Annotated in this window: 22 protein-coding genes and 2 pseudogenes; all 24 read left to right on the forward strand. The window is 56.7% G+C overall.

Features of this window, described 5'->3' with window-relative positions; all coding sequences use genetic code 11:
- The first annotated feature begins 190 nt into the window (after positions 1–190).
- Positions 191–1,162 carry a plasmid segregation protein ParM domain-containing protein gene (gene parM, locus ACKLKD_RS26330; RefSeq protein ID WP_032425559.1) on the forward strand — a complete coding sequence of 324 codons (972 nt, stop codon included), beginning with the start codon at positions 191–193 and terminating at the stop codon, positions 1,160–1,162.
- Between the two features lie 2 nt (positions 1,163–1,164).
- A complete protein-coding gene (locus ACKLKD_RS26335) occupies positions 1,165–1,836 on the forward strand; it encodes a plasmid partitioning/stability family protein (protein ID WP_013214012.1) in 672 nt (223 codons plus the stop codon).
- 62 nt (positions 1,837–1,898) lie between these two features.
- Positions 1,899–2,129, forward strand: a complete 231-nt coding sequence (locus tag ACKLKD_RS26340) for a hypothetical protein (protein WP_040245863.1) — start codon at positions 1,899–1,901, stop codon at positions 2,127–2,129.
- Positions 2,130–2,324: 195 nt separating this feature from the next.
- Positions 2,325–2,494 (forward strand): annotated as a pseudogene (locus ACKLKD_RS26345) (hypothetical protein); the annotation flags it as partial.
- A gap of 71 nt (positions 2,495–2,565) precedes the next feature.
- Positions 2,566–3,267: a DNA methylase gene (locus ACKLKD_RS26350; RefSeq protein WP_001568041.1), complete on the forward strand. Its 702-nt coding sequence runs from the start codon at positions 2,566–2,568 to the stop codon at positions 3,265–3,267.
- The gene (locus tag ACKLKD_RS26355; RefSeq protein ID WP_001568042.1) at positions 3,267–3,488 is read left to right on the forward strand and encodes a hypothetical protein; all 222 of its coding nucleotides are present in this window, start codon (positions 3,267–3,269) and stop codon (positions 3,486–3,488) included. The genes ACKLKD_RS26350 and ACKLKD_RS26355 overlap by 1 nt, the downstream gene beginning before the upstream one ends.
- A gap of 9 nt (positions 3,489–3,497) precedes the next feature.
- Positions 3,498–3,917, forward strand: coding sequence for a DUF1380 domain-containing protein (locus tag ACKLKD_RS26360; RefSeq protein ID WP_001568043.1), 420 nt, complete (start codon positions 3,498–3,500; stop codon positions 3,915–3,917).
- Between the two features lie 53 nt (positions 3,918–3,970).
- Complete coding sequence (locus tag ACKLKD_RS26365; protein WP_087806328.1) at positions 3,971–4,738, forward strand: hypothetical protein; 768 nt, start codon at positions 3,971–3,973, stop codon at positions 4,736–4,738.
- Positions 4,739–5,419: 681 nt separating this feature from the next.
- Entirely contained in the window at positions 5,420–5,848 is a 429-nt protein-coding gene (locus ACKLKD_RS26370) for an antirestriction protein (RefSeq protein ID WP_001568045.1), read from the forward strand.
- Between the two features lie 42 nt (positions 5,849–5,890).
- Positions 5,891–6,397 carry an antirestriction protein ArdA gene (locus tag ACKLKD_RS26375; RefSeq protein ID WP_001568046.1) on the forward strand — a complete coding sequence of 169 codons (507 nt, stop codon included), beginning with the start codon at positions 5,891–5,893 and terminating at the stop codon, positions 6,395–6,397.
- Between the two features lie 42 nt (positions 6,398–6,439).
- Positions 6,440–6,631: a hypothetical protein gene (locus tag ACKLKD_RS26380; protein ID WP_001568047.1), complete on the forward strand. Its 192-nt coding sequence runs from the start codon at positions 6,440–6,442 to the stop codon at positions 6,629–6,631.
- A 187-nt stretch (positions 6,632–6,818) separates the two neighbouring features.
- On the forward strand, positions 6,819–7,073 hold the full coding sequence (locus tag ACKLKD_RS26385) for a DNA polymerase III subunit theta (protein ID WP_024191981.1): 255 nt from the start codon (positions 6,819–6,821) through the stop codon (positions 7,071–7,073).
- A 34-nt stretch (positions 7,074–7,107) separates the two neighbouring features.
- Positions 7,108–7,428, forward strand: coding sequence for a hypothetical protein (locus tag ACKLKD_RS26390; RefSeq protein ID WP_032436760.1), 321 nt, complete (start codon positions 7,108–7,110; stop codon positions 7,426–7,428).
- A 707-nt stretch (positions 7,429–8,135) separates the two neighbouring features.
- The gene (locus ACKLKD_RS26395; protein WP_001568050.1) at positions 8,136–8,363 is read left to right on the forward strand and encodes a hypothetical protein; all 228 of its coding nucleotides are present in this window, start codon (positions 8,136–8,138) and stop codon (positions 8,361–8,363) included.
- A 91-nt stretch (positions 8,364–8,454) separates the two neighbouring features.
- Positions 8,455–8,685, forward strand: coding sequence for a hypothetical protein (locus ACKLKD_RS26400; RefSeq protein ID WP_001568051.1), 231 nt, complete (start codon positions 8,455–8,457; stop codon positions 8,683–8,685).
- A gap of 51 nt (positions 8,686–8,736) precedes the next feature.
- Complete coding sequence (locus tag ACKLKD_RS26405) at positions 8,737–10,092, forward strand: DUF3560 domain-containing protein (protein WP_040120295.1); 1,356 nt, start codon at positions 8,737–8,739, stop codon at positions 10,090–10,092.
- 47 nt (positions 10,093–10,139) lie between these two features.
- Positions 10,140–10,703: a methyltransferase gene (locus ACKLKD_RS26410; protein ID WP_013609525.1), complete on the forward strand. Its 564-nt coding sequence runs from the start codon at positions 10,140–10,142 to the stop codon at positions 10,701–10,703.
- Positions 10,704–11,505: 802 nt separating this feature from the next.
- A complete protein-coding gene (locus ACKLKD_RS26415) occupies positions 11,506–11,862 on the forward strand; it encodes a hypothetical protein (RefSeq protein WP_004152717.1) in 357 nt (118 codons plus the stop codon).
- Positions 11,863–11,922: 60 nt separating this feature from the next.
- Positions 11,923–12,135 (forward strand): hypothetical protein, encoded by a 213-nt coding sequence (locus ACKLKD_RS26420; RefSeq protein ID WP_004152718.1) that lies wholly within the window; start codon positions 11,923–11,925, stop codon positions 12,133–12,135.
- A 10-nt stretch (positions 12,136–12,145) separates the two neighbouring features.
- Entirely contained in the window at positions 12,146–12,370 is a 225-nt protein-coding gene (locus tag ACKLKD_RS26425; RefSeq protein WP_004152719.1) for a hypothetical protein, read from the forward strand.
- An 80-nt stretch (positions 12,371–12,450) separates the two neighbouring features.
- The gene (locus ACKLKD_RS26430) at positions 12,451–12,771 is read left to right on the forward strand and encodes a type II toxin-antitoxin system RelE/ParE family toxin (RefSeq protein ID WP_004152720.1); all 321 of its coding nucleotides are present in this window, start codon (positions 12,451–12,453) and stop codon (positions 12,769–12,771) included.
- A complete protein-coding gene (locus ACKLKD_RS26435) occupies positions 12,761–13,039 on the forward strand; it encodes a helix-turn-helix domain-containing protein (RefSeq protein WP_004152721.1) in 279 nt (92 codons plus the stop codon). The genes ACKLKD_RS26430 and ACKLKD_RS26435 overlap by 11 nt, the downstream gene beginning before the upstream one ends.
- Positions 13,040–13,453 carry a helix-turn-helix domain-containing protein gene (locus tag ACKLKD_RS26440; RefSeq protein WP_023280875.1) on the forward strand — a complete coding sequence of 138 codons (414 nt, stop codon included), beginning with the start codon at positions 13,040–13,042 and terminating at the stop codon, positions 13,451–13,453.
- A 559-nt stretch (positions 13,454–14,012) separates the two neighbouring features.
- A pseudogene (locus ACKLKD_RS26445) lies at positions 14,013–14,142 on the forward strand (DUF945 domain-containing protein); the annotation flags it as partial.

Below are 14,142 nucleotides of genomic sequence, written 5' to 3' on the forward strand. Positions count from 1 at the left end.
ATATTTAACAGCGTGACGATAATCCAGATCGCATGCCTTAAGAACATTTTGAGTAAATAAAGGTGTTCAAAATGCTTATATTAGTCATTTTGATATTTTTATATTGCTCATATTGAGAAATGTTACTTTGTTTTTTTCATTTTGCTCTTATAATTGGTATCAAATTGAGTGTAACTAACGGAGCATATTGATGAATATTTACTGCGATGATGGTTCAACTAATGTTAAGCTGGCATGGTTTGAAGGCGATGAGCTTCAGACCCGGGTTTCTGCGAACTCCTTCCGGCATGGCTGGAAAGTGGCGGAATTCAGTGCGGCAACGTTCAACTATCAGGTGGGGACGCTGAAATACACCTGGGACAGCGTCAGTCGGGATGCCATCCCGACAACAAACGTGGAATATCAGTACGGTGATCTCAACCTGCTGGCCGTGCATCATGCGCTGCTGAACAGCGGACTGGAGCCGCAGCCGGTGAGCCTGACCGTGACGCTGCCCCTGAGTGAGTATTACGACGGGGACTGCCAGCGGAACGAGGAGAACATACGACGCAAACGGGAAAACCTGATGCGTGAGCTGGTTCTGAATAAGGGCAGGGCATTTACCGTAACGGACGTGAAGGTGATGCCGGAATCACTACCGGCAGCGTTCTCCCGTCTCGCGGAGCTGAAACCCGGCCCCGCTGAGACCACCCTGATTATCGATCTCGGTGGTACCACGCTCGATGCCGGTGTGATTGTCGGCCAGTTTGATGATATCAGTGCGGTGCACGGTAATCCGTCTGTCGGCGTGTCACAGGTCACCCGCGCAGCTGCAGGCGCGCTGCGTGCGGCAGACAGCGAAACCAGCGCCCTCATCGCTGACACTGTCATCCGCAACCGCAATGATCGTCAGTATCTGCAGCGTGTGATCAACGATGCCGGTAAAATCGACGAGGTTCGGAACAAAATAACAGAGGCGATCACTTCCCTGGGGGCGCGTGTCACCAGTGAGCTGACGGCCTTCAGGAACGTTAACCGGGTATTCCTGGTCGGGGGAGGGGCTTCCCTCATAGAAGAAGCTATCCGTCAGGCCTGGCCTCTGGCTCCTGACCGTATCGAGGTTATAGGCGATCCGCAGATGGCGCTGGCCAGGGAGATTGCCCTTTACAATAAAGAGGACTAAACGTGCCGGACGGCCAGTATTCTTTCTATCTGCACAGCGACGATCGCACCGACATCGCGGCGATGGCAACCATCAGCACCATCTCACAGCCCCTGCGCGGTGAGTTCATCCGTACCGCCGCCACCGCCGGGGCGGTGGTATACCAGGTGGATGCCCGTTTACCGGCGCTGATCCCGGTGTTCTTTGCCGGGCAGCTAAGCGCTGTCCGCCTTTGCGCCGTGATGGCCCTGGTCTCCGGAACCTGGTCCTCACTCACCGGCCTTCCGGATGAGCCCGAAAATGGTGGGGCTGCTCTGCCCGTGTCACCGGAGACGGAATACCAGCGCCGGCGTTACACCCTGACGCTTCAGAATGGCCGGAGTGGGGAACGGGTGGAAAGTGTGCTGACGGAAGCGTCATCCCGTCTGCGTGGGGATCTGCTGAGAAACCTGATTATCACCGGTCTTGCCCTCCACACGACGGCGCCTGAACTGCCGCGCCTGCTGGCCAGTATGCCGGTACCGCCCACCTCGGTCAGTGAGCTGCAGGCACTGGTTCAGCAGATGGCCGGCACCGCTGACGTGAACAGGGCTGCAGCTGCAGTACCGGATACGCCGGCAGCATCTGCCGCGCCGGTGTCCGGGTCGGATACCCGGGAAATAAAGAAAAATATGCGGCGTGCATTCGGCGACTAACAGTACGAATCACATCCACTACTACACCGATTTCAAATGACTGGCATCCCAGGGAGGTTCTCATGTCACCAGGATTCAGAAATGTTCTCCGTCTCGCCCGCATTCCCGTCGACAGCAGTGAACCGGTGCGAAGAAAATTTGGCAGCCGGCTGATTGGCATTGTGACGGTATGTCTGCTTCCGCTTCTGGTTTTCGACGTTCCGCAGTGGGTTTTCATTTTGTCGCAGGTCATCTGGGGGGCTGGCGTCTATATTGGCCTGTCCCTGGCCGGGGATAAATCCCTGAACAGCTGATACAAACTTTCCGGTTGTTCAAAAAAAGAACAGGCGTGGTGGCGTCTGTTCTCCCGCGCTTCTCCGTCGTTTGCCTTCAGGTTATCCACAATCTTAAGCCCCGGATTTGTGGACAGGTATGCCGGTAATTCCCCGTTCGCCTGGAGTTAACGCAAGCCTGCCGCCCGCTGCCAGTGTCTCGCGTCCGGTCTGGTACGGGACGGGCGGTTTTTCCGCTCCGGCCCGGCGTCGTTGAGAGTGTACGCCAGTCCCTCGCCTTTTTAAGGAACGCCCTTCAAGCCGCTTTCGCGGCATATCCTTGCCGTCCAAAAGACGGACGGCTGCGGTATTCCACGGTCGGCCTGACCCGTGACCGGACGCGATGAACAGGCAGCGTGCGGCAGGGAACGGTATCGCGGTGATGCCTCCTGCCCCCTCAGACTACAGGAGTGCTGCCATGTCCAGATTCATTCTCGGGAACTGTATTGATGTGATGCGCGGATTCCCCGACCGTGCCGTGGACCTTATTGTGACCGATCCGCCTTACCTCGTCGGTTTTAAGGACCGTCAGGGCAGACAGATTGCCGGGGATGTGACGGACGAATGGCTGCAACCGGCCACGCTGGAGATGTACCGCGTCCTTAAAAAAGACGCGCTGATGGTGAGCTTCTACGGCTGGAACCGTGTGGACCGCTTTATGGCCGCGTGGAAGGCGGCAGGATTCTATGCCGTGGGCCAGCTTGTGTTCACCAAAAACTATGCCTCCAACCGTCGTAACGCCAGGGCCCGACGCGGATTTGTGGACTACTGCCATGAAGGGGCTTATGTCCTTGCCAAAGGCCGCCCCGTGCCGCCCCTTAAACCGCTGCCGGATGTGCTGCCCTTCCCGTATACCGGTAATACCCTGCATCCGACGCAGAAACCAGTGGAGGCGCTACAGCCGCTGATTGAGTCATTCAGCGCTCCGGGCGCGATTGTTCTCGACCCGTTTGCCGGAAGCGGTTCGACCTGCGTCGCTGCATACCGTGCCGGACGCCGCTATATCGGCATCGAAATGCTGGCGCAGTACCACCGGGCCGGAACCGAACGACTGGCCGCCATGCACCGGGCCGTAAATACCCCGGCGGCGAACGATGAATGGCTTCCGGAGGCCGCGTAATGAATTACGACGGACACGAAGCCCTGCGCCGCGATATGGCCGGGCTGGCGAACAATCTTTGCGACCTGAAAACCACCCTGAAAGTGCTGGAAGACACGTACCACTACCGGTACGACGGACTGGCGGAACGGCTTGCCGGTATCAGTCTGCGACGTCTCAGCGTCCTGATGGATGAGGCGTTCAATATTGCACTGATGCTCGATGAAAGCTTTCTGGATTGAGGAGAGAACATGTACGGAACCCGTGAAGATCTTTGCAGGATGCTGAATGAGCAATATCCCGCAGAAACCCCGCTGAACCTGATTATCTGGACCCCGGCGGATATTGAAGCACTGGCTGACGGGATGGAATATTCCTTTTCAGAACATGACGTAAGGGCAGTACTGGAACGCATGGACACTATACCGGAAGAACAACGGCTTGAGTCGGGCGTGTCAGCCGGCCTGGTGATGGCACTGATAGACCAGGTGAAAGAGAACGGGCAGAGGGTGACTGTGCCGGTTGACCTGCTTGAAACCCTGCTGATTACCGCCGAACAGGCATTGTGGGACAGGGAATGGACCGCACGGGATCGCAATCTCCCGGTGCCGGAAAGCGTAATGCGCCGCCTGGCGGATACAGCAAAAGTGCGGGCATTACTGAAAAGCTGACAGCAGATCGCCCCGCCACGCGGCGGGGAGATATAACCCGGACAGAGACGATAATGATGAAAAAAGAAACCCTTAACACGCTTATTCTGCGTCACGGCGACCGGATGCTGCGCCAGGCTGGCTGGCCCGACACTGTTGATATGGCGCCCGTCGCCCCCGAAACCGTACCCGGCTGGCTTGCCGCCTGCGGCTCTCTCAGTGGCGTGGAAATCCTCACGCTTACGGAACAGCTTTGTCAGCCGCTGACGTATGGCTGGGCAGCGTTGTTGCTCGCCAGCGCCCGGCGGCTGGCGGGAACCCCGGCTCGTCTGCATCTCTTTCCGGTGCAGGCATATCCGCATCCGGAGCGGCTGGCTGACTGTCAGGTTATCCGCCTGCCTTACGCTCAGGAGTGGCTGACAGCGGCGGAATGTGACGATCTGCTGGCCTTCCTGAAAGCCTCCCTCACGCAGATATCGGAAATCGTCCACCGGGATACGAAGCGCATCGCCGCCGCGCTTACGCCGTCCGTCACTCCCCGTCTGATGGACAGGCGGATCGGTGACTGGCGCTTGCTGGCCGTGGAGTATGATCATGATAACTGCCTGGACGAAGACGAAACCGACAGGCTGGATCAGGTCCTCGATGCCATTCTGATTCGCGATGCGCGATTCTGCCCGGTCCTGCTCACCCTGGTTAACGAGCGGGAGGAAACTATCAGGAGCGCAGGGGTTATCGCTGATCAGCTGCGTTTTACGGACACTCCGGTCCGGCGCTGGCTTGATCGCCGGGTTTTAAGGGAAATGGTGAGAGAGGCCCGCGCCAGCAGAACTCAGGAGTGACAGCCCGGAGCGTCAGGGGAGGGGGACCCTCCCTTGTCAGCCTGCCGGCACAGGAGGTGTGGTGCGATAAGGATGTCGCCGTGCCGGCTCCGCGTCCACCCGGCCCGGTTTCCGGGCCTTTTGGGTGAACACAACCCTCTGTTATCGCCGTGCCGTGTGCTGGCTGTGCCGTGCCTTCACTGTAGCCCGGCAGCCGCAGAGGCTGGAGTTCGCTGGCGCCGCCATCCCCGGATAAGGCAGTCGCCGGCTTGCCGTTGCCGCCGGCTCCGCTTCACCCGGCCCCATCCCTCCGGTCCGTGGCCTTATTACTGCGTCTGTCGCGTTGCGACATCTGCTTCCGCTTTTCTCCCGGTGGTCGAAAAACGGGGGAGAGAAACCCTGTATTCAACCTCCTGCATCGCGACGGGTAGTGCCGTGCCTTCACTTTAGCCCGGCCGCTGCAGATGCAAGGGTGCGCTGACGCCGCCATCCTCGCCCGGTCGCAGTTTTTTTTATGATGCTCGCCGTTCTTCCCGTCGTTTTCTCGCTCAGGTTTCGCTCGAAAACCGTCCAGACCAGCTTCGCGCTATATCTGCGCTGCGGCCTCCGGTGTCGCCCCTGCATCTTCCGCTTTCCGCCGGGCTGTCGTGTCGGCACGGCACAACCCGGTGCCGCAGTCTATGTGATTACGGAGGTTTATCCATGCAGTATGTGAATACATGCCCGGTCCTGAATGTTGAGGAGTCCGACCGCCTGTCTTTTATGCCGTACCTGTTCGGCACGGATTTCATGCTCGCGGAATTACAGGTGTACGCTCTGGCCAAAAAATGGATGCCCGAATATGAGGGCGGCTTCTGGCATTTTATTCGCCTGCCGGAGGGGGGCGGCTACATGATGCCGGATTGTGGCCGGGTACATCTGGTCAGTAGCGAAAACTGGTTTGATCGCACTGTCAGCGCCGACGCGGCGGGCATTATTCTGACCAGCCTGGCGATTAATCGCCGTCTGGCGGCCCATCATGACAGCAGTAACCCGGCGCTGACTCGCCTTTATATGCTGCGTGATGCCCAGCTCTGGAATCACATCACCTTTCACCCCGAATGCAGTGCTATTTACGCCGCGCTGGACTGATTAACGACCGGGGCGGTTACACCGCCCCGCAGGGAGACAAAAATGACTTCATCAGTAACCGTTCCGGCCGTCTACGTGGGCACATATCACCAGTACAACGGCGGCAGTATTTTTGGCAAATGGTTTGATTTAACCGACTTCGACGACGAAGACGAATTTTATGACGCCTGCCGGGCGTTGCATGCCGCCGAGGATGACCCCGAGTTTATGTTTCAGGACTGGGAAGGGATCCCGTCTCAGTTTGCCTCTGAATCCTCTGTTAAGTGGGCGTTTATCGAGGCATTCCGGCAGGCGCAGGACGAAGGACGCGCCGCCGCGTTTGTGGCCTGGGCGGACTATACCGGCGAGTGCGACTATGACGCCTTTGATGAGGCGTATTGTGGCGAGGCTGAAAGCGAGGCGGATTTTGCTTATGGCTTTGTGGAGGATCACGGCCTGTTAAACGAGGTGCCTGAATCCCTGCGCGTCTATTTCGATTATGAGGCTTATGCGCGGGATCTGTTCAGCAGCGGCTATGTCTTCCATGAAGGCTATGTATTCAGCAACTGATTACTATCCGGCGGGGAAGCCCGCCGGTTAAGGAGAAAGCACATGAAACTTGCACCACAAAGCCGCGATATCCTGCGACAGTACAAAGCCCTGATTAATGCCCGCCGCCGCGATGCCGGTCAGCGGGAACTGACCACTGCGCAGGTGATGGATGAAATCTGCGAATACATGACCTGTCAGTGCGCCGTCTATATTGGCGGCCATTTCATTCTTCAGGGGGGAAAGGCACGATAAATCACAGGGCAGGGGGGAACCTCTGCCGCTTCCGGCCGCGCGAAAACCCTGGCAGGCTGCGCCTGCCGGAGATATACGTCGCCGCGCCTCCGGCGCCGCGCACTCTCCTCTCCGTTGTCAGTCGCTGTTGCCCCGGAATTCGCGTATTATCAGGGATATCTTCCTGTAAAGCAGACCGGTGATGCATATGTCAAAGTGGAATATCGCCTCTTTTTCAAAGGAGGAGCAGGATAAAGTTGCCGTCGATAAGGTGGCCGCTGCTGTTGCCTGGCAGGAACGCATGAACAAGCCCGTCATGCCGGAACTTGTTGAACGGGAACAGCCTGAACACCTGCGCGAATATTTCCGTGAACGGCTCTGCGTACATCGACTGAACAGTCAGCAGCTGCCGCGCGCAAATGCGCCCGAATATAATAAACCCGGAGATGAGCAGCAGAAGTGATTCTTATAGTCAGTGTGTCCAGGGAGGAAATTTTATGCGTATGTCTCTGATGTTTGCAGCCGTGACGCTTTTAACCGGTATTAACCTGTTTTTTATTCCGTTTCAGCCTGTTCCGGCTCTGTGGGGGGCTATCCTGGCCGTTGCTTTTGTTCTGATTAATGTCGTGGCGGATAAGCTGCGCCTCTGGAGTGGCATTGCGTGGATTATCGTTGCCGGCATCATCATAACGCTGATGCTGAAGGGGAAAGAGCCGGGTGACGAATTACGCGGGTTGATCACCGTTTTTGCTTTCCTGGCTTCGGCCTGGTACTGCGTTGTTCAGTACAGAAAAGAGAAGGGCGAATCTCAGTCCTGACCAGACCAGACCAGACCAGACCAGATCAGACCAAACCTGACCGGTACTCTCCATCTTGCTGCTGCTCTTCCTCCGCCTGACTTTCTTTTCACACAATCTGCCCCGGGGCCACCTTCGGCTCCTGACCCGCTGCCGCGGTTCAGTCGTCGAGCCACACTCCGCTAACCGCGAAAAGACGCGGTAAGCTCCGCCGAACCCGCTACGCGGTTTCGGGCCTGGCGGCTAGTGTCTGATGTCTGACGTCAAGGTCAACGGCAGCGCTTGCTGCGACCGTCCCGGTCGCGCCGCTTTCACCGTGCCGGCGAAGGACTGCCGGCACTCTGCGGGGCAACGCCGTTTCGCGCCCGCGCTCTTCGTCGTTGCGGCGGGTGCCTGCTCCTTTCCCCTGGTACCCGTATCACCCGTTTGAGTCCATTCGCCGGGGCTGAGACAAGCACAACCCGTCTTGCTGTCCAGGGGACGGCAGGGCCTTTCGCAATAAATTTTTCCCGGCCATTCCGCTGCCGCTTCATTAGGCCGAAAAAAATTTCCCGCTCACCCCCGGACATCTGCACCGGGCCGTGCTCGTTTACGCCCTTGCGGCGAACGGCTCTCAAACGGGTGAAGTTAATACCAGGGGGCAGGTTCAGCAGGTCCCCGCACAAAGTCAAAACCGCGGCCCCGGCAACTCAACGGGTGATGTTCTTTAAAAATCAGGAAAAAGAAAAATGCAGGATCCTTCATTGCGAACGTATCGGATCGCATTTCTGGGAAGCAATGCCAGCGGCAATCTGCCGATGTTTACCCGGGTGCAGGCCACGACCGGAAAACGGGCGATAAAAGCGTTTATTGAACGCTGTGAACCCGTCAAAGGCTGGTTTCTGGGCGAACCGGAAGACATTACCGATCAGCTTAAGAAGGAGGAAGAAGAAGCGGGAAGCAAACCGCAGATATGAAAAAAGCAGGGTAAACCCTGCTTCTCCCACGCCGTAAAAATCGCACGAACGGTTTTTCCGGCTTCGTTAACTACCATAAGGAGTCAACTCTATGATCGTTTCTATTTTTTCACCTTCCGCAGGCGCTGTAAAGCCCCGTCGTCATTCGCGCATTCTGCGCGCAGATATCACCGCACCGGAGATTGATCCCGCTCTCAGAGCTTTCGGGCGTCATATCGCCAGAAGTCACCGCAAAGGGCGCGGTGTCCACATCCCCGCGATGAAAAATACCGCCCTCGGGCAGGTACTCCGCACGCTGGAACTGAAACGCGCATTTAACTGATGAGGTGAGCCGCCCCGCGAGGGGCGGCAACTGCAGGAAGGAGAAAACACAATGGCACCGACTACCGCACAGATCATGACGGAAAACACCGCAGGCCAGACTTACCGGGCAACCTATTCACCCGATGATAATAAATTGCGACTTTACGCATCATTACGGCTCGATGAAGAAACGTATTCCCTGATCAACAAAGCAGGCTTTCGCTGGGCGCCCAAACAGGAACTTTTTGTGGCGCCAGCCTGGACGCCGGGGCGGGAGGATGTCCTGCTTTCCCTCGCCGGTGATATCGAGGACGAGGACAGCACCCTGTTTGATCGCCAGGAGCAGCGCGCCGGGCGGTTCAGTGACTACAGTGACCGGCGGGCGGTTGAATCGGAGCAGGCGCTTGCGCATGTTGATTCGCTGGCATCGGCTGTCCCGCTGGGACAGCCGATCCTGGTAGGCCACCACAGCGAGCGCCGCGCGCGCCGGCATGCGCAGAAAATTGAGAACGGCATGAAACGTGCGGTGATGCTGTTCGAGCGCGCCGAATACTGGGAACAGCGCGCGCAGGCCTCTCTGCGGCACGCGAAATACAAGGAGCGTCCGGATGTGCGTTACCGCCGTATCAAAAAAATCGAGGCGGAATTACGCAAGTCCCAAAAGCACATTGCCCGGTCTGAAAAGTATATGACGATGTGGCGTGCGCAGACGCTCGATCTGAAAATGGCGTTACTGGTCAGTAATTATGATCATATTCATGCCTGCTTCACGCTCGACAAATACCCCCGCCCGGCAGAGAAAAGCCAGTATGAGGGCTCGATGTCTCTCCATTCTGCCCTGTCTGAGGAGATCATTACTTTTGAACAGGCGCGTGATATTGCGATCCGCTGTCATGAGCGCACGATTAACCACCAACAGCGCTGGGTGAATCATTACCAGAACCGCCTGGCCTACGAACGCGCGATGCTCAATGAAAACGGTGGCGTTGTCACCCGAACACAGGAATTTGAACCAGGCGGGCAGGTACTGAGTCGGGGAGAATGGTTAACCATTCTCCGGGTTAACCGGAGTAAGGGGGAGGTGAGTTCAGTCGAAACGCCCGGTTATCGCTTTCTGGGCTACAGCGGCACGATGAAACTCACGCCCGACCGTATCACGGACTACAAAGCCCCGACAGCGGAGGAAGCCAGCGACGCGAAGAAAGCGGCGAAGCGCCCACCGATCGTCAATTATCCGGGGGAAGGGTTCCGGGAAATGACAAAAGCCGAGTGGGCGAAATTACCCGCTGATTATAAAGGCGTGCGGGGTGCTGCAGAAACCGAAACACACGGCGCCTACCGCTTCCGCCGGTGCATGACGCACGGTTGTACGCTCGTGAATGTGTATATCACAGACATGAAAACCGTTGAAATTCCGAAAAAATAGCAGGAAGGCTCCCCGGCATCTTGCCGGGGAGGTCAGGGAGTACATTCATGCATCATGACCTTAAACACCGTATTCAGGCGATGCGGGTCAAACTGGAAGGGCGCGCCCCTGTCGCTGAAATTCAGGGTAGCTCGCAACTTTTTGTCACCCCCTCCCCGGAATGTCGCCGGTTGGTTGAGCTGGCTGATGTCCGGGAAACCGATCGCATTCTGGAACCCAGTGCCGGAACGGGCGCCATACTGCAGGCGATCAGGGATGCAGTCCCCCGGGCGAAGTGTGACGCCGTGGAGCTGCACGCCGGGTTAGCCCGTCACCTGCAGGCGCATTTCCCGGAGGTCCGGATCTGGTGCGGAGATTTTCTCGAATATCATCCGGAGCGCCGGTATACACGAATTATCATGAATCCGCCGTTTAATCGCGGTGATGATATCCGGCATATCCGGCGGGCATTAACTCTGCTTGAGCCTGGCGGGATTCTGACGGGCATATGTCTGGACGGGCCGCGTCAGCAAAAGGCGCTGGAGTCCCTGGCGGACGTCTGGGAGCCGTTGCCACGGGGAACATTCACGTATACCCAGGTAGCGACCGCCATTCTCAGAATAACCGTCTGATGACACGTTAAGCCGGCGGGGCACCTGTCCCCGTCTGGCCGCGCCTCGAAAGACCGCGCTGACGCGCCGCCCGCATTTCCTTTTCGCGTCTTCCCTGTTTGCTGCCTGCTGTTTGCCTGCTTCCTCTTCTTCTCCCTGCTGTGATGCCTCTTTTTAAACCTTAAAGGCTTTAAAAGCATACCCACACTGGACACCTTCGGCTCCCGGCCAGCTGCGCTGTCCGGTCGTCGAGCCACACTCCGCTAACCGCGAAAAGACGCGGTAAGCTCCGCCGAACCCGCAAAGCGGTTTCGGGCCTGACGGCTAGTGTCTGATGTCTGAAGTCAAGGTCAACGGCAGCGCTTGCTGCGACCGTTCCGGCCGCGCCGCTTTCACCGTGCCGGCGAAGGACTGCCGGCACTCTGCGGGGCAACGCCGTTTCGCGCCCGCGCTCTTCGTCGTTGCGGCGGGTGCCTGCTCCTTTCCCCTGGTACCCGTATCACCCGTTTGAGTCCATTCGCCGGGGCTGAGACAAGCACAACCCGTCTTGCTGTCCAGGGGACGGCAGAGCCTTTCGCAATAAATTTTTCCCGGCCATTCCGCTGCCGCTTCATTAGACCGAAAAAAATTTCCCGCTCACCCCCGGACATCTGCACCGGGCCGTGCTCGTTTACGCCCTTGCGGCGAACGGCTCTCAAACGGGTGAAGGTTATATCCAGGGGGCAGGTTCAGCAGGTCCCCGCACAAAGTCAAAACCGCGGCCCCGGCAACTCAACGGGTGATGGTTTTAAAAGGCAGAAAAACAGACAAAGGAGAAAGCTGGATGAGCACACAAAACGTCAACGAAAAACCCTCCACCAAAGAAAGCACAACCCTCCGGACTGACGGTTTTGTGCGCAACATTCATTCCCGAAACCCGTTCGATGTTATCCGCGCCGATGTAGTGCTTGAACGTATCGAGAAAAAGGCTGGTCGGAGCTGCGGTATGCATTACGAGCTGTATCAGGCCCATCTGCTGGGTGGTGCGCTGGATTATCTGGATGCGCTGCCGTTGAAAGACCGTCCGGTGTTAATGGGCGCTGCGGCAAAGCGCGGCTATCTGCTGACGCTAGCCGAAGAGGAACGCGCGCTGGAAGCACGGGATGTACTGATGAGTGAACTGGCGGCAAACGACTGCTGAGAAATAAACACGGATGGCGGCGTATCGCTGCCATCCCTTAAAGACCAGAGGTAACGCAAAATGAAAGTATACGGCCATCAACACTCATCAGAGGCTTTCTTTCGGGAAACTTCCCCATCCTGTTTTGAACCAAAAGCGGAAAAGGTGATCGCTTTTCATGGAAAGGATGCCAGTTACGCCTATAACGTGCTGGCCGATCTGAAAGCCGCAGGTGCTTCATATACGCGCCGGAATATCATCGCCGATATGTTCCGCCGTCTGGGTGTGAAATGAGGTCTGGGCAATGGAACACGTGAAAGGAAAAATCCAGCAGGGGGCAGGGAACGCCTATTTTGCAGGGATGCAGTGGCGCGGTATTACACTTGGACACGCCGATGCTGCAGCGCTTAATCAGTTTGATATCGATATCAGCAAAGCTCAGGCACCCGAAGCACGCACCTGGTTGCTTCAGAACAAAGCAGAATTCATCGCTCTGATCCTGGGCATTGAAGTCGTAAAGGTCGGGTAGTGAGAAGCCAGCTAACTTAGCTCTTGAGCTAAGTTAGCTTTTGAGCTAATGTGTGCACATACGGACCAGAGATTACATTCATGTTCACAGTCATCTTTCATGATGAGGCTGAAAAAGAGTTTACGGCTCTGCCTGCTGCCATTCGTGCAAAAATGGCCAGGCTACTCATGAAGCTGGAAGCAAACCCTCGCCAGCTACGCGAGCCAGATACCAAGCCGCTTGGAAACGGCCTTTTCGAAATACGTACAATGGGGGCAGATATCGCCCGCGGAATCTGGGTATATCAGAGTGGTGAACGTATTTTTCTACTTCGGATCTTTATCAAAAAATCGCCAAAAACGCCCCCGGCAGAAATAGATCAGGCACTTCGCAGACTGGAGGAAATGCAGAATGAAATATAAAACCCTTAGCCAGGTTCATACCGAAGCAATGAACGATCATGAGTACAGCGCGGCATTCGAGGCAGAAGAAGCCTCGGAGCTACTTCGGGAAACCTTAGCAACATGGAGAAAAGAAGCGGGTTTGACGTCGGCACAGGTTGCAGAACGTATGGGCATCAAAGCGCCTACTATCTCACGTATGGAGAAGAACGCTTCGCGAATGAGTATTCAGACACTGGTTCGGTACGCCAGAGCCTGCGGTGTTAACTTTAAAATTCAGCAGGTTTGAATGATTAGCGATGCCAATAAAGCGGTGAATGACCTGGCGAGTATTGTCCCTCTGCTGGGCGGCAGTTCGTCCCGCAAAGATTACGAAGAGGCACGTAAACTCGTTGAATATCTTCTGGAACATGATCCGGACAGCCCGCTGGTTGATATGCTGACTGCCCGCATCGATGCCTGGGAAGATAACGCGGTGGAATTTGAAGAATTTAATACGCGCTTCGAAGCAGGCAAAAACGGTGTATCGTTGCTGCGGGTTCTTATGCAGCAATACGGGCTTTCTCAGTCCGATTTCGAAAACGAGATAGGTAATAAATCGCTCGTCAGCCGGTTCCTCTGTGGTGAACGCAGTCTGACCTTTGATCACATGCGGGCGCTGGCAAATCGATTTCAAATCCCGGTCTCGATGTTTGTTGACTGATTCGGGAACAGAGCAGGCGAAGGGGGCATCGGTCCCCGTCTGGCCGCGCCTCGAAAGACCGCGCGCCTGCGGCGCCGGGAAAACCTGGCCGCGCTGACGCGCCGCCCGCATTTCCTTTCCGCGTCTTCCCTGTTTGCTGCCTGCTCGGCGAAGGACTGCCGGCACTCTGCGGGGCAACGCCGTTTCGCGCCCGCGCTCTTCGTCGTTGCGGCGGGTGCCTGCTCCTTTCCCCTGGTACCCGTATCACCGTTTGAGTCCATTCGCCGGGGCTGAGACAAGCACAACCCGTCTTGCTGTCCAGGGGACGGCAGAGCCTTTCGCAATAAATTTTTCCCGGCCATTCCGCTGCCGCTTCATTAGACCGAAAAAAATTTCCCGCTCACCCCCGGACATCTGCACCGGGCCGTGCTCGTTTACGCCCTTGCGGCGAACGGCTCTCAAACGGGTGAAGGTTATATCCAGGGGGCAGGTTCAGCAGGTCCCCGCACAAAGTCAAAACCGCGGCCCCGGCAACTCAACGGGTGATGGTTAAAAAATTAAACAGGTGAAGGAGAATAATATGCGTTTAGCATCCCGATTTGGACTTACTCATTCCATTCGTCAGGAACGCCCACTGACTAACGATGAATTAGTCAAGGTTGTACCTTCTGTGTTTTCAGAAGAAAAGCATAATTCACGTAGTGATCGCT

The sequence above is a fragment of the Klebsiella sp. 10982 genome, from assembly GCF_048589245.1.
In the GTDB taxonomy this organism is placed as follows: Bacteria; Pseudomonadota; Gammaproteobacteria; order Enterobacterales; family Enterobacteriaceae; genus Klebsiella; species Klebsiella quasivariicola.